Raw genomic sequence first — 17,044 nt, forward strand, 5'->3', positions numbered from 1 at the left:
GGAGCACAAGCGCATCAGACGGTGTAATCACAACACGACCACCTCCGTCCAAGCGCCAGCGAACATCCCGTCCAACGCACCGCCTAAGCCGCCCTTACTCATACCATCGCGGCGTATAAACCCACTCCCGCGCGGAGTCACGCAAGAACCCCCTGGTAAGGGAAGACCCAACGATGACCATCGTCCGCATATCGACGTCTTGCGAGGCCACCCGCTCGAGCGTGGTAGAAACGACTGTCTCCCCGGGACGCCCGACGTCCCGCCCGAGCACGACCCTGGTCGTTCCCGCGCGATACTCGCGCACGATATCGAGCGCGCGGTCCAGCTGCCACGGCCGCGCACGCGACACCGGGTTGTAGAACGCCATCACCAGATCGGCCTGCGCCGCGTGCCGCAAGCGCGTCTCGATCACCGTCCACGGCTTCAGATTGTCCGAAAGCGACAGCACGCAGAAGTCGTGACCAAGCGGCGCCCCGGCGCGCGCCGCCGTCGCGAGCGCAGCCGACACCCCCGGCACGATCGCAAGCTCGACCGCGGCCCACGCGGGTTCCCGCTCGCGCGCCTCGTCGAGCGCCTCCAGCACGGCCGCGGCCATCGCGAACACGCCCGGGTCGCCCGAAGAGACCACCACCACGTTGCGCCCCTCGCTCGCAAGCCGGAACGCATGGCGCGCGCGCTGCATCTCCTCGCGATTGTCGCTGCCATGCACGCGCTGCCCGGCGCGCAACGGTTCCGCCATGCGCACATAGGTCTCGTAGCCGAGAATGTCCTCGGCTTGCGCGAGCGCTTCCTTCGCCGCAGGCACCATCAGTTCCGCGCTGCCGGGGCCGAGGCCGATTACCGTGAGCTTGCCGCGCGGCCGGCCGACAGCCGACGCATCGACGGGCCCGTGGGCCACCGCGAGCACCACGCCGTGAGCGCCATGCTCCTCGCCTGCTTCGCTATCCGGCCGTTCGCCGAAGCGCAGCGGCACGTCGAGCGCGCGCGCCGCGTCGGCGAGCGCCTGCGACGCCGCATCGCGCGGCGGCGCAAGCAGCACGGCGAGCGAGAGCGCGGCGAGCCCGTGCTCTCGCAGCGCAAGCCGCACACGTTCGGCGAGATCGCCGTGCGTCCCGGCATCGGCTGCGCCGTCAACCCACGCGACCACGCAGCGCGGATGAATCAGCAAATCGTCGCGCTGTTCATCCGATAGCGCAGCGCGCGGGCTCACGCGAATCGCAAGCCGCGCATGCTCCGCGCGCGGCAGCCCCGCGTGATCGAGCCACGGCGCATCGCCTTCGATGCGCGTCGTCTCGCCCGCGAGCAGGTCCGAGACGAAGCGCTTGCCCTGCTCGACATCCGCGAGCGCGTAGCCCGCGGGCGGATTCAGCAGGCACGTGCCGAAGCGCAGTTCGCCGCTCGTCGTGATCGCCGGATCGACGCGCAGCCGCGCCGCGATCTCGCGCGCCATCACGTTCACGCCGGAAAGGCCGCCTAAGAGCGGCACGACCGCGCTGCCGTCCTCGGCGACGGCGAGCACCGGCGGCTCCGCGCCCTTGTCGGCGAGACACGGCGCGATCGCGCGGATCACGATGCCCGCCGCGCACAGCGCGACGACCGGCGTGCCGCGCGTGTACAGATCGCGCAGGTGCGTGCCGAACTCGCTGAACGCGATGTCGCTCTGCACGCGGCTCGCAAGGCCATGCACCTGCGCGCCCGGATAGATCGACTGGATGCGGCGCGCGGTATCGATTGCGCCGGCGCCGAGCACGACGATGGCAACCGCCTGCCCCGGCTTCATGCCCGCCATTTTTCCCCCGGCACGACGAGCAGCGAGAAATAGGGCGAGGCCATCGGTTCGACTTCGTCGAGCGGCACGATGCGCTGGTTCGCCATCGTCGCGCGCTCGACGTAAAGCGCACGCTTGGCAAGCCCCAGTTCCGCGAGCACGCGCCGGACCTTGTCGAAGTTGCGCCCGAGCTTCATGACGACGGCAGCGTCGGCCGCTTCGAGACGGCGCTTCAGTTCGTCCTCCGGCAGCACGCCCGAGAGCACCGACAGGCTCTGGTTGCGATACACGAGCGGCGCACCCAGCACGGCCACGCCGCCGAGCATCGAGCACACGCCGGGCACGACCTCGGCCTCGAAGCGCGCGGCGAGCCGGTCGTGCAGGTACATGTACGAGCCGTAGAAAAACGGGTCGCCTTCGCAGATCACGGCGACGTCGCGGCCCGCTTCGAGATGGTCCGCAATTGCGATCGACGCGTCGTCGTAGAAGCCGCTGATGATGGTTTCATAGCAGAGCGGCGGCTCGAGCGCTTCGGTCGTCACCGGGTACACGAGCGGCATACGCAGCTGAGCGTCGCCCAGATGCGCCTCGATGATGCCGAACGCATTGCCCTTCTTGCCCTTCGCGACGAAGTACGCGACCACCGGCGCGGCCTTCAGGAGACGCAGCGCCTTCATCGTGATCAGTTCGGGGTCGCCCGGACCGACGCCGAGACCGTAGAGACGTCCGCTCATTTATTCGACCTCCGTGGCGAGCGCGTTGACGGCGGCGGCGGCCATGGCGCTGCCGCCGCGCCGTCCCTGCAAGGCGACGAACGGCACGCCGCGGCTGTCGGCGGCGAGCATCGCCTTCGATTCCGCCGCGCCGATGAACCCGACCGGAAAGCCGAGGACCAGCGCGGGCTTCGGCGCGCCGGCGTCGAGCAGGTCGAGCAGATGAAAGAGGGCGGTCGGCGCATTGCCGATCGCGACCACGCTGCCAGACAAATCGGGCAGCCACAGATCGACGGCCGCCGCCGAGCGCGTGTTGCCGAGCGCGCGGGCGCGCCCGGGCACCGACGGGTCGCCGAGCGTGCAGATCACGCGATTGCGGGCGGGCAATCTTGCGCGCGTGATGCCTTCGGCGACCATGCGTGCGTCGCAGAGAACCGGCGCGCCCGCGGCGAGCGCCGCGCGGCCCGCCGCGCCCGCGCCGGGCGAAAAGCGCAGGTCGTCGATCGCGTCGGTCATGCCGCACGCGTGGATCACGCGCACCGCGAGCTTTTCGAGGTCGGCGGGAATCGCGGCGAGGTTCGCTTCGGCGCGGATCGTCGCGAACGACTGGCGATAGATCTCCTGCCCATCGCGGATGTATTCAAGCATCGGCATTGCTCCGGGCGAGCCATTCGGCTGCCTCTTCGATCGTCAGGTAACGGGCGACGCAGCGGCCGAAGCCTTCGGCCCGTTCGTGTGTCGCGTGTTGATACAGGTCGTAGCGGCCGGGGGCGACGGCAAGCAGTGTCGTGTGCACGGAATGCGCGGCCGCGCATGAGCGCGCGCAGCCGCTCAGGTGCACCGGCGCGCCGGCGGCGAGGCGCGCGGCGAGCCGCAGCGCGTCGGCTTTGGTGTCGGCGAGGCCCTTCGCGCACCCCGGCGATCCCGCGCACGCGATCACGTGCGCAAGCGGATCGCTCGCGTCGGTGGCGAGGCCGAGCTTGCGCAGCGCGTCGAGGACCGCCGGGGCATCGGCGGGTTCGACGGCGGGCAGCAGCACGCCTTGCCACGGCGTCATGCGCAGACACGAACCGCCCTTTGACGCGGCGAGTTCGGCGAGGGCGTGCAGCGCCGCAGCGTCAATGCGTCCGAGCGCGGGCTGCGCGCCAGCGTGCATCAGGCGGTCAGCCGGCCGGGCAAAGTGAGCCCCGAAGCGCAGCGATTCGTCGGCCGGCGCACGGCGCCACGCGTGCACGCGGTCGTCGCGCAGCGGCGAAACGGCGAGCGCATCCAGAAAGCGCGCCGCGGGCACCACGCCGAGCAGATCGCGCATGCGCGCAACGCCCTCCGTGGCGAAATCGAGGAACGCATGCAGCAGCGCATCGACGAACCGCACGACTTCCGAACGCGGCACGGCGCCGGCCGCGGGCGGATCGTTCGCCCCGACAGGCGGGCATCCCGCCAGCCCGAAAGCGAAGCGCTCGCCGCCGTCCATCGCCGCGAGCCAGAGGTCGTGCGGATGATCGAGCATCGCGACGCGCTCGCCGCCGTCGAGGAGCAGCGCGAACTTCGGCGAGAGCGCATGAAGCCGCGGGTCGCGCTGCATATGCTCGACGATGCTCGCCGCCAGTTCCCGCGTGCGGGTATCCGCGACGGGGCTCAGCATCAGGTTGCGGGTGTCGTCGGCGCCGGGCGTCGACGGGCCGAGTCCGGCATCGAGAAGCGCGGCGATCAGCGCGGCATGTGCATCGGCGCGCACGCCGCGCAATTGCAGGTTCGCGCGGTTGGTCACTTCGATCACGCCCGAGCCGTAGCGCGCGGCGGCGTCGGCGACCGCGTGCGCGGCGGCGGCACGCAGCTCGCCGCCCATCAGACGAATACGGCACAGGCCGCCGTCGCGCGCAGGCACGATGCGCAAAAGCCCCGGACAGGCGGAAAGCCGGGAAGCCGTTGGCGCATGATGCGGTGCGGATGAAAGTTTGCTCAAAGCGTGACCCGTGCGGGCTCGCGCGACGGTTGCAGCATCGGTACACCCCGCCCGATCGGCACGCGCGAACGTTGTGTCGGCAGGTCTCTTGGCTCGCAGGTCGCCGCCCGCGCCGGCCTTCCCGGTAAAAACCAGTGGCAGTGGAGCGCGGACTCGCTGCGTACAATTGCGGGGGCAGCCACAGTTTCGCTGTGTTCCCTGTTAGGCCCGAACGGGCACCGACGAACGAGGTATTATGCCCGCTTTTACGGCCCGTCAGACCGCTTCTGCCACGTGCGGCCGAAGCGGCGCGCGGCTTGCGATGCGGTTTTCCAACGTGCACGAAACGAAATCGAGGACCGGCGGATGTCACCGTGGCTGACCGTGGTAGGGATCGGAGAAGACGGCTGGGACGGGATCGGCGCGCTTTCGCGCCGCGCGCTTCTCGACGCCCAGGTGATCTACGGCGGCGAGCGCCATCTCGCGCTCCTGCCCGCGCGCATCCGCGCGCGCCGGGCAGCGTGGCCGCAGCCCTTTTCCATCGAAGCGGTGCTGCGCGAGCGCAACGAGGGGCGCGGTGAGCGCGTCTGCGTGCTCGCGAGCGGCGATCCGATGCTGTTCGGCGTCGGCGCGACGCTCGCGCGCTATCTGCGAGCCGACGAATTGCGCATCCTTCCGGCGCCGTCGTCGCTTTCGCTCGCGGCGGCGCGTCTGCAATGGGCCGCGCAGGACGTGGTGAACGTGTCGCTCGTCGGCCGGCCGCTCGCGGCGCTCAATGCGCATCTGCATCGCGGCGCGCGGATTTTCGTGCTGAGCAGCGACGGCGCGAGCCCCGCCGCCATCGCCGCGCTCCTCACGGCGCGCGGCTTCGGCCCGAGCCGCATGAGCGTGTTCGAGCATCTCGGCGGGCGGGACGAACGCCGCATCGACGGCCGCGCCGACGACTGGACGCACGCCCGCGTGGCGGCGCTGAATCTGGTGGCGATCGAATGTGCCGGAGAGGCGCATCACGCGGGCCTGCCCGTCACGCCCGGCCTGCCCGACGACGCCTATCGCCACGACGGCCAGCTCACCAAGCGCGACGTGCGCGCGATCACGCTCGCCCGGCTCGCGCCCGAGCCGGGCGAACTGCTCTGGGACGTCGGTGCGGGCTGCGGCTCGATCGGCATCGAATGGATGCGCGCGCATCCGGCCTGCCGCGCGATCGCGATCGAAGCGGACGACGCGCGCCAGCGCCTGATCGAGCACAACCGCGACGCGCTCGGGGTGCCCGGCCTGCAGCTCGTCGAAGGCGATGCGCCCGGCGCGCTGGACGGGCTGCCCACGCCCGATGCGATCTTCATCGGCGGCGGCGTCACGGCGCCCGGCATGCTCGACACCTGCTGGGCGAGCCTGCGCGAAGGCGGCCGGCTCATCGCGAACGCGGTGACGGTGCAAAGCGAGGCGGTGCTCGTCGCGTGGCGCGCGCAGCATGGCGGCGAGCTCACGCGCATCGGCGTCGCGCAGGCCGAGCCGCTCGGCAGCTTCGACACCTGGCGGCAGGCGCTCCCCATCACGCTGCTGCACGCGAAAAAGCCGTGAAGCACGCCAAGTTCAGCGCTTCGTTCAGCCCAAGCCATGCGTGACGAGACACCCGAGCCGACCGCGCCGCTCAGAAGCGGCTACACGACGGGCAGTTGCGCGACCGTGACGAGCCTCGCGGCGGCGCGTCTTCTGCTGTGCGGCGAGGCGAGCGAGCGCGCGGAAATCACGCTGCCGAAAGGGCAGAACGTGACGCTGCCGCTCGTCTTCTGCCGGCTCGCGGCGGGCGACAGCAATCTGGCGGAAGCCGGCACCGTGAAAGACGCGGGCGACGATCCCGACGTCACCCACGGCGCCGTCGTGTTCGCGCGCGTGCGGCTGTCGTCGAAGGCGGGGGTGCGCTTTTTCGCGGGGCCGGGCGTGGGCACGGTCACGCGCGCGGGCCTCGCGCTCGCGGTCGGCGAACCGGCGATCAATCCGGTGCCGCGCCGGATGATGACCGAACACCTCGACGCGCTTGCGCGCGAATTCGGCTTCACGGGCGGCTTCGACGTGACGATCGGCGTCGAGAACGGCGAGGCGCTCGCGCAGAAGACGATGAACCCGCGCCTCGGCATCGTCGGCGGCCTGTCGATACTCGGCACGACCGGCATCGTCAGGCCGTTTTCGTGCTCGGCGTACATCGCGTCGATTCATCAGGGGATCGACGTCGCGCGTGCGAACGGCTATCGCCATATCGCGGCGTGCACCGGCAACCAGAGCGAGGACGCGATGCGCGAACGCTACCAGTTGCCGGATATCGCGCTCGTGGAGATGGGGGATTTCGTCGGCGCGGTGCTCAAGCATCTGCGGCGCGCGCCGGTGGAGCGCCTGAGCATCTGCGGCGGCTTCGGAAAGATGAGCAAGCTCGCGTCGGGCCATATGGACCTGCACAGCCGCAATTCGAGCATCGATTTGCCGCAACTCGCCGTCTGGGCCGCCGACGCGGGCGCGCGCGACGCGCTGCAGGCGTCGATCCGTGCGGCGAACACGAGCCAGGAAGCGCTCGTGCTCGCGCGCGCCGAGGGCGTCGCGCTGGGCGACATCGTCTGCGCGCGGGCGCGCGACGTGGCGATCGGCGTGCTGCCCGAAGGCATCGAAGTGGAGACGTTCGCGATCGACCGCCAGGGGCGCATCGTGGGCGCGGCGCCATGAAGCGCGTGCTGCTGCTCGGCGGCACCGGCGACGCGCTCGCCATCGCGCGGCGGCTCGGCCGCGAGCACGTCTACAGTCTCGCGGGGCTCGGGCGCGTGCCGGGCGAGCTCGAATGCGCGGTGCGCGTCGGCGGATACGGCGGCGTGCCGGGGCTTGCGGCGTTCATCGGCGCGCAGGGCATCGCGCTCGTGATCGACGCGACGCATCCCTATGCCGCGCAGATGAGCCGCCACGCAGCCGATGCGTGCGCGCAGACGGGCGTGCCGTGCTGGGCGATCCGCCGCGCCGCGTGGCAGCCGCAGGCGGGCGACGACTGGCGCGATGCGCCGGACTGGCGCGGCATGGTCGATCGGATCGCGCCGTATCGAAGGCCGCTCTGGACGCTCGGGCGTGAACCGCTTGCGCATCTCGACGACATTCCGCTCTCGCAGCACTGGACCATCCGCTGCCTCGATCCGCACCCGGGCAACGAGCGCGCGACCATCATCGACGCCCGCGGCCCGTTCTCGCCGCAAGGCGAGCGTGCGCTCTTCGCCGCCCGCGGCATCGACGTGCTGGTGAGCAAGAACAGCGGCGGGCGCGCAACCGAGGCGAAGCTCGCGGTGGCGCGCGAATTGCGGCTGCCGGTGGTGATGCTGCGCCGGCCCCCGCTTCCCGCCGCCGCGCGCGAATTCGACGACACGGCGAGCGCGCTGCAAGCACTCGAAGACTGGCTGCAACCCGAACAATCCCTGCTGAACGACACAGTATGACCGTCTATTTCATCGGCGCCGGCCCCGGCGACCCCGAACTCATCACCGTGAAAGGGCAGCGCCTGATCCGTGCGTGCCCCGTGATCCTCTTCGCCGGCTCGCTCGTGCCGCAGGCGGTGCTGTCGGGGCATCGGGCGGAGCGTGTCGTGAATACGGCGGAACTGGATCTCGACGCGATCGTCGCGCTGCTTCAGGAAGCGCATGCGAACGGCCAGGACGTCGCGCGCGTGCACTCCGGCGATCCGTCGCTCTACGGCGCGATCGGCGAGCAGATCCGCCGCCTGAACGCGCTTTCGATCCCCCATGAAATCGTGCCGGGCGTGACGGCCACGGCGGCATCGGCGGCGGCGCTCGGCTGCGAACTGACGCTGCCCGGCATCTCGCAGACGGTGATCCTCACGCGCTACGCCACGAAGACCCCGATGCCCGAGGGCGAAGCGCTCGCCGACCTCGCGCGCCACCGCGCGACGATGGCGATTCATCTCGGCGTGCGGCACATCGGGCGGATCGTCGCGGATCTGCTGCCGCACTACGGCGCCGACTGCCCGGTCGCGGTCGTGTTCCGCGCGAGCTGGCCGGACGAGGAGAAGGTGACAGGCACGCTCGCGGACATCGCGGCGAAGGTGCAGTCAAAGGGCATCGAGCGCACGGCGCTGATCGTCGTCGGGCGGGTGCTGGATGCCGAAGGATTCGCCGATTCATCGCTGTACGGCAAGGACTAGCCGGTGATGCGCGATCTCGACTCGCTCTTCGACGCACTGGCGAAGTCGGCGTTTCGGAGGCGCTTCAGGCTCGGCGCGCGCGAGCTTCTCTATCTTCACGAGAAGGGGCTCGACGAGGTGAGCGCACAGGCGCGCGAACTGGTCGAAAAGCGGCTCGCGCCCGCGGCGCCGCACAACGACGGCAGGCAGACGCCGTTTCGGGGTCATCCGGTGTTCATCGCCCAGCACGCGAGTGCGACGTGCTGCCGGAGCTGCCTTGCGAAATGGCACGGCATCGAAGCGGGGAAGGTGCTGACCGAAGCGGAGCGGCAGCACGTCGTCGAGGCGATCCGACGATGGCTGCGCGAGGAAGGCAAGCGCGACGTGAAGCCGCCGGCGGACCGGCGGCAGAGGGACTTGCCGTTCTGAATGTTCTGAATGTGCCGGATGTTCCGGACGTCCGCCAGGATGCGCCGCGCGGCCCGGGCCGCGCGGCGTCTGCTGGCCCGGCCAGGCTCAGTTGCGCTGCTCGACGCGCCGCTTCGTCTTCGCGCGCCGCGACATCATGTTGAGACCCTCGACGAGCGCCGAGAACGCCATCGCCGCGTAGATATAGCCCTTCGGCACATGCGAACCGAAGCCTTCGGCGATCAGCGTCATCCCGATCACGAGCAGGAAGCCGAGCGCGAGCATGACGATCGTCGGATTGCGTTCGATGAAGCGCGAGAGCGGGCCCGCGGCGAACAGCATCACCGTCACCGCCGCGATCACCGCGATGAACATGATCGGAATGTGCTCGGTCATGCCGACGGCGGTCACGATGCTGTCGATGGAGAACACGAGGTCGAGCACGAGAATCTGGCCGATCGCGGAAAGCGGCGTGATGCCGGAGGTCTTGATCTCGCCGTTGCCGTTCTCATCGTCGTGCGCGACGTGGTGATGGATTTCCTTCGTTGCCTTCCAGACGAGAAACACGCCGCCCGCAATCAGGATCAGGTCGCGCCACGAGAAGCCGTGGCCGAACGCCTCGAAGATCGGCGTGGTCAGACGCACGATCAGCGCGACCGTGCCGAGCAGGCCGAGCCGCATGATGAGCGCGAGCGCGATGCCGATTTTCTGCGTGCGCTCGCGATGCGCGGGCGGCAGCTTGTTCGTCAGGATCGAGATGAAGATCAGGTTGTCGATGCCGAGCACGACTTCCATCACGACGAGCGTCGCGAGTGCGGCCCAGGCGGCGGGGTCGCTTACGAGTGCAACGAGATAGTCCATAGGGGCGTGTTGGGTTGTTGTGGTTGTCTGGGATGTTCGTCGAAGCCGGACGTGCTGTCGAGGGCGCCAATGATACTCGACGCGGGTGTCTCGAATGTAAGCGGATTGAAAAGATAAGAGCGGCTGAGCCCGGCGAAAGTTCGCGGCCGGTAATCGGTAAAAAAAGAAGGGGACGGAAAGCAGGCAGGCAAGAATTGCACCTGCGTTTTGCAGGGTTTTCCGCTACGGGTAGACGCGGCCGTCTCATTTTTATATACTGCGGCCTCGCCAACACAATCGATGCAGTTTGAAGATAGTTGCGCGGGGTTCGCATCCAGTAACAGGCAAATGCAGCAGGCAATTGTAATCAGCGCTGCCGCAGGCCAGTACTCGCGACGCATCCAGAACCCGTGCTCATACGACCAGACGCGCCTTGGCGGCGTGTTCGCCGCGTTTCTGGTCCGTTCCATTTCAGTGCGCGCCGGCTGATCCGGTCGCGGTCTGATTCATCGCCGTCCTCGTGACGGTTTCCTGCCCAGTCCGGCCATCAGGCATGCAGCATTCAGCCACCGCCGGCGGGTAACGAAACGGGCTTTTTTGCCTTTCGCGGCGCCCGAACCGGGATTTTTTTCCGGCTCGTCACCGTGATGGCTGCCCAGACCGGCGTCTTGCCGGTTTCGATCGGTTCAGTCGCGCTGCCAGGGGTGCCTGCAGCAGCCGCGGTTCAGTCGAACTTTTCCGCTGCGGCGTCGTGAGACGCCTTCGCGTCGTGCCGCCTTGCTCTTCGCGGCCCGGGCGGCGCCATGCCGCGCACGACACGTGACGCAATCGAACAAGGAGACTCAAGCTTCATGAATCACCGTCCCGTCAGAGTTGCCGCCGGCGTCATCGCCATCGGCATCGTTCTCGTGCTGCTCGGACACGCCATCGGTGCCGATGCGCTGGAGCAGTACCGCGCCGACCTCGTCTACTACACGGCGCGCCACCTCGTGCTCGTGGGCTATTCGATGGCGCTCGCGCTCGTCGTCGGCGTGCCGGCCGGCGTGCTGCTCTCCCGCCCGTCGTTTTCGCGGCATGCCGAGCGCTTCATGCAGATCTTCAACATCGGCAACACGATTCCGTCGCTCGCGGTGCTCGCGATCGCGCTCGGAATCTTCGGCATCGGCGACCGTCCCGCGATCACCGCGCTCTTTCTCGCCTCGCTGCTGCCGATCACGCGCAATACCTACGAGGGCATGAGGAACGTCTCGCCCGCGCTGCGCGAGGCGGCGCGCGGCATCGGCATGACGCCGTGGCAGTCGCTCACGCGCGTGGAGCTGCCGAATTCGCTGCCGATCATCGTCGGCGGCATCCGCACGGCGCTCGCGATCAACGTGGGCAGCGCGCCGCTCGCATACCTGATCGGCGCCGACAGCCTCGGCACGCTGATCTTCCCGGGCATCTACCTGAACAACCAGCAGCAGATGCTGCTTGGCGCCGCGGCGACCGCGGTGCTCGCGCTCGTGCTCGACGGCATCGTCGCGGCGGGCAGCCGCCGCGCGCTTGCGCGGCGCGGGCTCGCGGCATGAGCGCGCAGCCCCGCAACCGACAGACAAGCCATGGAAATACAACGATGAGAGCGTCAATGCTCAAGCGCTGGCTCGCGCTCGCGACGATCGTCGCCGCGGGCCTGCAGGGCGCCAGCGCCCACGCGGCGGGCCTCGTGCTCGGCGGCAAGAACTTCACCGAGCAGTACGTGCTCGTGGAAATCACGTCGCAGTACCTGCGCTCGAAGGGCTACACCGTCGACGAACGCACCGGGCTCGGCAGCGTGCTCATGCGCAGCGCGCAGGAGCACGGCCAGATCGACCTCGCGTGGGAATACACGGGCACGGCCGCGATCGTCTACAACAAGATCACGGAAAAGCTCGATCCGAAGACGATGTACGAGCGCGTGAAGGAACTCGACGCGAAGCGGGGCCTGGTGTGGCTCGACGCATCGCCGCTCAACAACACGTACGCGCTCGGGCTGCCGCAGCAGGTGGCGGAAAAGACCGGCATCCGCACGGTCTCGCAGCTCGCCGAGAAGATGAAGGCCGAGCCGGGCAAGAAGCACGTCTTTGCCATGGACGCCGAGTTCGCGAACCGCCCGGACGGCCTGAAGCCGCTCGAAGCGGCCTACGGCATGGACTTCAGCCGCCCGGAAGTGCGGCAGATGGACCCGGGGCTCGTCTATACGGCGCTGCATAACAACCAGGTGGCGCTCGGCCTGATCTACACGACCGATGGCCGCGTGAAGGGTTTCGATATCGTGCCGCTCGAAGACGACCTGCACTACTTCCCGGCGTACAACGCGACGCCCGTCGTGAGAAAGCCGGTTCTCGACCAGAACCCGAAGCTCGCGGCGCAGCTGAACGCGCTGTCGGCGGCGCTCAACAACGACGTCGTGCTGGAAATGAACAAGCAGATCGATATCGACGGCAAGTCGGTGCAGGCCGTCGCCGCCGACTTCCTGCGCACGCACAAGCTGCCCTAAGGGCCAAAAGGGAACCTGGATGAACGTATTCGACTACCTCTCGGCCAACTGGCCGGAACTGATTCAGCTCACCGTGCAGCACGTCTATCTGGTGGGGATCGCGGTGGGCTGCGCGATTCTCGTCGGCGTGCCGCTCGGCATCGTCATCAGCCGTCACGAATGGCTCGCGGCGCCCATGCTCGGCGTGGCGACCGTGATCCTGACGCTGCCCTCCATCGCGCTCTTCGGGCTGATGATCCCGATCTTCTCGCGTTTCGGGCAGGGCATCGGCGCGGTGCCGGCGATCGTCGCCGTGTTTCTCTATTCGCTCCTGCCGATCATGCGCAACACCTATCTCGCGCTGCGCAACGTGGATGCGGGCATCAAGGAAGCGGGCGTCGGCATCGGCATGACGTACTGGCAGCGCCTGCGCCTCGTCGATCTGCCGCTCGCCGTGCCGGTGATTCTCGGCGGCGTGCGCACGGCGGTCGTGATGAACATCGGCGTGATGACGATCGCGGCCGTGATCGGCGCAGGCGGCCTCGGCAGCCTCATCATTCGCGCAATCGGCCAGAGCAGCATGATGAAGCTGCTCGTTGGCGCAGTACTCGTGAGCCTGTTGGCGATCGTCGCCGACCTGGCCCTGCAGGCGCTCCAGCGCCTTCTGACACCGAAGGGAGTCCAAAAAGCATGATCGAACTCGACAAACTCACCAAGACCTTTACGCAAAAGGACGGCCAGAAGGTCACGGCCGTCGATTCCGTGAGCCTTTCCGTCGCCGAGGGCGAAATCTGCGTGTTCCTGGGTCCCTCGGGCTGCGGCAAGACCACGACGCTCAAGATGATCAACCGCCTGATCGCGCCGACCACGGGCCGCGTGCTGATCAACGGCGAAGACACGATGTCGCTGAACGAAGTGGAACTGCGCCGGCACATCGGTTACGTGATCCAGCAGATCGGCCTGTTCCCGAACATGACGATCGAGGAGAACATCACGATCGTTCCGCGCCTGATGGGCTGGGACAAGAAGCGCTGCCGCGAGCGCGCGACCGAGCTGATGTCGATGGTCGCGCTCGACCCGAAGCTGTACCTGAAGCGCTATCCGAAGGAGCTGTCGGGCGGCCAGCAGCAGCGTATCGGCGTGATCCGCGCGCTCGCCGCCGACGCGCCCGTGCTGCTGATGGACGAGCCGTTCGGCGCCGTCGATCCGATCAACCGCGAGTCGATCCAGAACGAGTTCTTCCAGATGCAGCGGCAACTGAAGAAGACCGTGATCATGGTGAGCCACGACATCGACGAGGCGATCAAGCTCGGCGACCGCGTCGCCGTGTTCCGGCGCGGCAAGCTCGTGCAGTACGACCATCCGGACACGCTGCTCGCGCGCCCGCGCGACGAGTTCGTCGGCGCGTTCGTCGGCGCGGACAGCACGCTCAAGCGCCTGCTGCTGGTGAAGGCCGGCGACGCCGCCACGCAGACCGAGACCGCCCGCCCGGACACGCCGCTCGCGCGCGCCTACCAGATCATGGAAGACAGCGACAACCGCTACCTGACCGTGCTCGACGGCAACCGGCGCGCGCTCGGCTACGTGCAGCGGCGCGTCGCGCGCACGGGGCAGGGCACGTGCGGCGACCAGCTGCGCGAATTCTCGACGACGGTTTCCGTCGACGACAATCTGCGCGTCGTGCTCTCGAAGATGTATCAATTCAATTCGTCGTGGATGCCGGTGATCGACGCCGATGGCCAATATGTGGGCGAAGTGACGCAGGATTCGATCGCGGATTACCTCAGTTCCGGCCGCTCGCGCCAGCAGAGCGGGCAGGCGCCGGCGATCGTTTCTCCCGCCGTGGTGGCGGCGCAGGCCGCGGCGCTGGTGCACTGATTTCCGTGTCTTTCCCTGTAAAAAGGGGCCGAATGAAGGCGATATCAGCTGAAACGAACTGAAACGCTTTGATGCAGTCCGGATACGGTGCGGTGCGGCAAATACGGGTAAACTCTAGGTCCGTTTGAGCCGCCCGTGGCGGCTTGCCCGTTCACTCCCTGCGCCCGCGCAGGAGTCACCCGAAAGCCGCATGCAGGGAAAATCTCAACGTTTTGCCGAACTGGACTTCTTTCGCGGTCTGGTTCTGCTCGTCATCGTCGTCGATCACATCGGCGGCAGCATGCTCTCGCGCTTCACGCTGCATGCGTTCGCCCTCAACGACGCCGCCGAAGTCTTCGTGTTCCTCGGCGGCTTCGCCACGGCGACGGCGTATGTGGCGCTCGCCGAGCGCCGCTCGGAAAGCGCGGCGCGCGCCCGCTTCGTCAGGCGCTCGTTCGAGATCTACCGCGCGTTTCTCGTCACCGCGACGCTGATGCTGCTGGCGAGCTTCGTGTTGCGGCCCTTTTACGGCAGCGCGCCCAATCTCGCGACCACCGACCTCGACAGCCTCATCTCGGCGCCGGTCGCGTCCATCTCCGACATCCTGCTGTTCAGGCGCCAGCCGTACCTCGCGTCGGTGCTGCCGATGTACGCGTTTTTCGCGCTCGCGGTACCGCTCGTTTTGCCCGTCGCGCGCAGCAAGCCGTGGCTGCTGCTCGGCGGCAGCGTCGCGCTGTGGGCGCTCGCGCCGCAGATCGGCGAACTCCTCCCTTCCGTCGACGACAACCTCTGGGACTTCAACCCGGCCGCCTGGCAACTGATGTTCGTGCTCGGCGTGCTCGCGCGCTGCCAGCCGGTGTACCAGCGCGTGGCGGCACACCGCTTTGGGTGGATCGTGAGCGTCGCGGCGCTCGCGATCGTCGCGGGCATGGCGTATTACAAGCTGCTCGTGCTGCCCGCTGTCATCGACAGCGACTTCAAGCGCAATCTGGCCGGCGCGCGCATCGTGAATTTCCTCGCGCTCGCGTGGATCGCCGCGAATTTCGTGCGCTACGGCACGGTGGCGAAACTCGCCGCCCGCCTGCCGTGGGTCGGCGCGGTCGGGCGTGACGGCATGGTCTGCTTCGTCGCGGGCGCGGTGATTTCGCTCGTCGTCGACTCGGTGCTCTTCACGCTTACCGACGGGCTCATCAACGTGCCGCTCGGCCTCGCCGCCGATGCGGTCGCGATTTCCCTGCTGCTCGCCGTTCCGCAACTGCGCCGCCCGCTGATGCACGCGATCACGCCGAAGCCCACGCTCGACGACGCCGTCAAGGCCGGCAGCCGTGCGCGCAGCGTGCGCTGAAGCGGCGGGTTCCGCGTTGCTCCGCCTGAATCTCCGGCTCGCCTGATTGACCTGATCGCCTGATCCGCCGCGCCTGATGGACGCGGCGTTTGCCTGTCGCCGACCCATGCTCAACACTCGTTTCGACACCTTCTTCGCGTCACGCGTCAGGACGCTACTAACGGTCAGTTTTGCGCTGTCCGGGCTGAACGCCGCCGCAGATGCGGCGGCGGTGCAAGCGTCGGGCACGGGGGCGAGCGTGCGGGGCGAGGCTGCCCCGGCGACCGGCACGGCGGCCACGGCCACGGCAACGGCGCGCGCCGCAAGCACGGCGGCCGCCACGCGCGGGACCGCCGCCAGCGACGCCAAAGGAAAACCGGTCCCGCCGGTGATCGTGTCTCCGGCGGGCAGCCGGGTGCTCGCGCGCACGATGCATTCCGAGGCGCTCGATCGCGACTGGCCCTACGCGCTCTATCTGCCGCCGGGCTTTTCGCCGCATGCGCGCCGCTATCCGGTCCTGTATCTGCTGCACGGACACGGCGACACCCCCTCCGACTGGATCACGCGCGGCCACCTGCAGGGCATCGTCGACGGCCTGATCGCGCGGCGCGAAATCCCGCCGCTCCTGATCGTCATGCCGCAGGGCGGGACCGACTGGTACGTCGATCGCAAGGAACCCATCGAGACCGCGTTCTTCGAGGAACTGCTGCCCGAGATCGAAACGCGCTATCCGGTGCGCACGGACCGCGAGGGACGGGCGATCGGCGGGGTGTCGATGGGCGGATTCGGCGCACTGCGTTACGCGATGACCCGCCCGCAGCTCTTTTGCGGCGCGATGCTGCTGGGTCCCGCGATCTACGCCGCCGAGCCGCCGGCCGGGTCGGCGGCGCGCTACGTGAACGTGTTCGGCGACGGCCGCTTCGATGCGCAGGTCTGGCGCTCGCTCAACTATCCGGCGCAGTGGTCCGCGTACATGAGCCGCGGGCAGCGCGTGCCGATGTTCATTGCCGCCGGCGACGACGATCTGCGCATCCACGCGGAAGCCTCGCAGCTTTACACGCAGTTGCGGCAGGCGAATCAGCCGGCTGAACTGCGCATCGTCGATGGCGGGCACACGTGGGCCGTGTGGAGCGCGCTGCTCGTCGACGGCCTGCGCTATTCGCTCGCCTGCACGCGCAAGAGCGCGTAGGCGGGCCGCCCCCAAGCCCCCAAGCCCCCAAGCCCCCAAGCCCCCAAGCCCCCAAGCCCCCAAGCCCCCACGCACCCAAGCACCCAAGCACCCGGGCACATGCCTTGCTGAATCCGTGGCACTTCAATCAAAAGAACGGATTGCCCATGCTCAAGCTCGCCATTCTCTTCGCGATCATTTCGGTGATCGCCGGTTTCTTCGGTTTCGGACGCGTATCGTCCGGTGCCGCGGGGATCGCGAAGATCTGCTTCTTCATCTTCCTCGTGCTGTTCGTGATTTTCCTGATCGTCGCGATTTCGGCGGGGTCGCTCGTCTTCTGACGCATTCGTGCGGCGCGA

The 17,044-nt window shown here is 68.4% G+C and carries 17 protein-coding genes and 1 riboswitch; of the genes, 12 read left to right on the forward strand and 5 right to left on the reverse strand.

What is annotated here, in order from left to right; translation table 11 throughout:
* Positions 1–94: 94 nt before the first annotated feature.
* The 4 genes from cobJ to cobG are packed head-to-tail and all read right to left on the reverse strand — an operon-like array spanning position 95 to position 4,447.
* Positions 95–1,789, reverse strand: coding sequence for a precorrin-3B C(17)-methyltransferase (cobJ, locus tag BG61_RS07040; RefSeq protein ID WP_035932563.1), 1,695 nt, complete (start codon positions 1,787–1,789; stop codon positions 95–97).
* Positions 1,777–2,502, reverse strand: a complete 726-nt coding sequence (locus BG61_RS43550) for a precorrin-2 C(20)-methyltransferase (protein ID WP_035932554.1) — start codon at positions 2,500–2,502, stop codon at positions 1,777–1,779. Before BG61_RS43550 ends, cobJ begins: the two co-directional genes overlap by 13 nt.
* Entirely contained in the window at positions 2,503–3,129 is a 627-nt protein-coding gene (locus BG61_RS43555) for a precorrin-8X methylmutase (protein ID WP_035932964.1), read from the reverse strand.
* Positions 3,122–4,447, reverse strand: a complete 1,326-nt coding sequence (cobG, locus tag BG61_RS07055) for a precorrin-3B synthase (RefSeq protein WP_075584128.1) — start codon at positions 4,445–4,447, stop codon at positions 3,122–3,124. The genes BG61_RS43555 and cobG overlap by 8 nt, the downstream gene beginning before the upstream one ends.
* Positions 4,448–4,508: 61 nt before the next feature.
* Positions 4,509–4,684: riboswitch (cobalamin riboswitch) on the reverse strand.
* Between the two features lie 108 nt (positions 4,685–4,792).
* Here cobG and BG61_RS07060 point away from each other — a divergent pair.
* The 5 genes from BG61_RS07060 to BG61_RS07080 are packed head-to-tail and all read left to right on the forward strand — an operon-like array spanning position 4,793 to position 9,023.
* A complete protein-coding gene (locus BG61_RS07060; protein WP_035932537.1) occupies positions 4,793–6,007 on the forward strand; it encodes a bifunctional cobalt-precorrin-7 (C(5))-methyltransferase/cobalt-precorrin-6B (C(15))-methyltransferase in 1,215 nt (404 codons plus the stop codon).
* A gap of 36 nt (positions 6,008–6,043) precedes the next feature.
* Positions 6,044–7,141, forward strand: coding sequence for a cobalt-precorrin-5B (C(1))-methyltransferase (locus BG61_RS07065; protein WP_035932527.1), 1,098 nt, complete (start codon positions 6,044–6,046; stop codon positions 7,139–7,141).
* Positions 7,138–7,893, forward strand: coding sequence for a cobalt-precorrin-6A reductase (locus BG61_RS07070; RefSeq protein WP_035932519.1), 756 nt, complete (start codon positions 7,138–7,140; stop codon positions 7,891–7,893). Before BG61_RS07065 ends, BG61_RS07070 begins: the two co-directional genes overlap by 4 nt.
* Positions 7,890–8,615: a precorrin-4 C(11)-methyltransferase gene (gene cobM, locus BG61_RS07075; RefSeq protein ID WP_035932512.1), complete on the forward strand. Its 726-nt coding sequence runs from the start codon at positions 7,890–7,892 to the stop codon at positions 8,613–8,615. The genes BG61_RS07070 and cobM overlap by 4 nt, the downstream gene beginning before the upstream one ends.
* Before the next feature lie 6 nt (positions 8,616–8,621).
* On the forward strand, positions 8,622–9,023 hold the full coding sequence (locus BG61_RS07080) for a DUF4186 domain-containing protein (protein ID WP_035932503.1): 402 nt from the start codon (positions 8,622–8,624) through the stop codon (positions 9,021–9,023).
* An 87-nt stretch (positions 9,024–9,110) separates the two neighbouring features.
* Here the strand turns inward: BG61_RS07080 and BG61_RS07085 are convergent, their stop codons facing one another.
* Positions 9,111–9,863: a TerC family protein gene (locus BG61_RS07085; RefSeq protein WP_035932492.1), complete on the reverse strand. Its 753-nt coding sequence runs from the start codon at positions 9,861–9,863 to the stop codon at positions 9,111–9,113.
* Between the two features lie 830 nt (positions 9,864–10,693).
* Between BG61_RS07085 and BG61_RS07090 the strand changes: the two genes are divergently transcribed.
* The 7 genes from BG61_RS07090 (at position 10,694) to BG61_RS07120 (ending at position 17,026) form a co-directional block, all read left to right on the forward strand.
* Complete coding sequence (locus BG61_RS07090; protein ID WP_035932474.1) at positions 10,694–11,410, forward strand: ABC transporter permease; 717 nt, start codon at positions 10,694–10,696, stop codon at positions 11,408–11,410.
* Between the two features lie 44 nt (positions 11,411–11,454).
* On the forward strand, positions 11,455–12,357 hold the full coding sequence (locus BG61_RS07095) for a glycine betaine ABC transporter substrate-binding protein (protein ID WP_063740964.1): 903 nt from the start codon (positions 11,455–11,457) through the stop codon (positions 12,355–12,357).
* A 19-nt stretch (positions 12,358–12,376) separates the two neighbouring features.
* Positions 12,377–13,030, forward strand: a complete 654-nt coding sequence (locus BG61_RS07100) for an ABC transporter permease (RefSeq protein WP_035932457.1) — start codon at positions 12,377–12,379, stop codon at positions 13,028–13,030.
* The gene (locus BG61_RS07105; RefSeq protein ID WP_035932447.1) at positions 13,027–14,214 is read left to right on the forward strand and encodes an osmoprotectant ABC transporter ATP-binding protein OsmV; all 1,188 of its coding nucleotides are present in this window, start codon (positions 13,027–13,029) and stop codon (positions 14,212–14,214) included. Before BG61_RS07100 ends, BG61_RS07105 begins: the two co-directional genes overlap by 4 nt.
* A 190-nt stretch (positions 14,215–14,404) precedes the next feature.
* Positions 14,405–15,538 carry an OpgC domain-containing protein gene (locus BG61_RS07110; protein WP_081868001.1) on the forward strand — a complete coding sequence of 378 codons (1,134 nt, stop codon included), beginning with the start codon at positions 14,405–14,407 and terminating at the stop codon, positions 15,536–15,538.
* Positions 15,539–15,776: 238 nt separating this feature from the next.
* Positions 15,777–16,706: an alpha/beta hydrolase gene (locus tag BG61_RS07115; RefSeq protein ID WP_051672356.1), complete on the forward strand. Its 930-nt coding sequence runs from the start codon at positions 15,777–15,779 to the stop codon at positions 16,704–16,706.
* Between the two features lie 146 nt (positions 16,707–16,852).
* Positions 16,853–17,026 (forward strand): DUF1328 domain-containing protein, encoded by a 174-nt coding sequence (locus tag BG61_RS07120; RefSeq protein WP_035932436.1) that lies wholly within the window; start codon positions 16,853–16,855, stop codon positions 17,024–17,026.
* Positions 17,027–17,044 lie beyond the last annotated feature (18 nt).

Origin of the sequence: Caballeronia glathei (assembly GCF_000698595.1) — a bacterium.
GTDB classification, from domain to species: Bacteria; Pseudomonadota; Gammaproteobacteria; order Burkholderiales; family Burkholderiaceae; genus Caballeronia; species Caballeronia glathei.

Excerpts from the sequence above, each read along its gene's own strand:
- BG61_RS07070 (WP_035932519.1), top strand. The coding sequence starts at position 7,138 with ATGAAGCGCGTGCTGCTGCTCGGCGGCACCGGCGACGCGCTCGCCATC.
- BG61_RS07120 (WP_035932436.1), top strand. The coding sequence starts at position 16,853 with ATGCTCAAGCTCGCCATTCTCTTCGCGATCATTTCGGTGATCGCCGGT.
- cobM (WP_035932512.1), top strand. The coding sequence starts at position 7,890 with ATGACCGTCTATTTCATCGGCGCCGGCCCCGGCGACCCCGAACTCATC.
- BG61_RS07060 (WP_035932537.1), top strand. The coding sequence starts at position 4,793 with ATGTCACCGTGGCTGACCGTGGTAGGGATCGGAGAAGACGGCTGGGAC.
- BG61_RS07085 (WP_035932492.1), bottom strand. The coding sequence starts at position 9,863 with ATGGACTATCTCGTTGCACTCGTAAGCGACCCCGCCGCCTGGGCCGCA.
- BG61_RS43555 (WP_035932964.1), bottom strand. The coding sequence starts at position 3,129 with ATGCTTGAATACATCCGCGATGGGCAGGAGATCTATCGCCAGTCGTTC.
- BG61_RS07100 (WP_035932457.1), top strand. The coding sequence starts at position 12,377 with ATGAACGTATTCGACTACCTCTCGGCCAACTGGCCGGAACTGATTCAG.
- BG61_RS07110 (WP_081868001.1), top strand. The coding sequence starts at position 14,405 with ATGCAGGGAAAATCTCAACGTTTTGCCGAACTGGACTTCTTTCGCGGT.
- BG61_RS07065 (WP_035932527.1), top strand. The coding sequence starts at position 6,044 with ATGCGTGACGAGACACCCGAGCCGACCGCGCCGCTCAGAAGCGGCTAC.
- cobJ (WP_035932563.1), bottom strand. The coding sequence starts at position 1,789 with ATGGCGGGCATGAAGCCGGGGCAGGCGGTTGCCATCGTCGTGCTCGGC.
- BG61_RS07105 (WP_035932447.1), top strand. The coding sequence starts at position 13,027 with ATGATCGAACTCGACAAACTCACCAAGACCTTTACGCAAAAGGACGGC.
- BG61_RS43550 (WP_035932554.1), bottom strand. The coding sequence starts at position 2,502 with ATGAGCGGACGTCTCTACGGTCTCGGCGTCGGTCCGGGCGACCCCGAA.
- BG61_RS07080 (WP_035932503.1), top strand. The coding sequence starts at position 8,622 with ATGCGCGATCTCGACTCGCTCTTCGACGCACTGGCGAAGTCGGCGTTT.
- BG61_RS07090 (WP_035932474.1), top strand. The coding sequence starts at position 10,694 with ATGAATCACCGTCCCGTCAGAGTTGCCGCCGGCGTCATCGCCATCGGC.
- BG61_RS07095 (WP_063740964.1), top strand. The coding sequence starts at position 11,455 with ATGAGAGCGTCAATGCTCAAGCGCTGGCTCGCGCTCGCGACGATCGTC.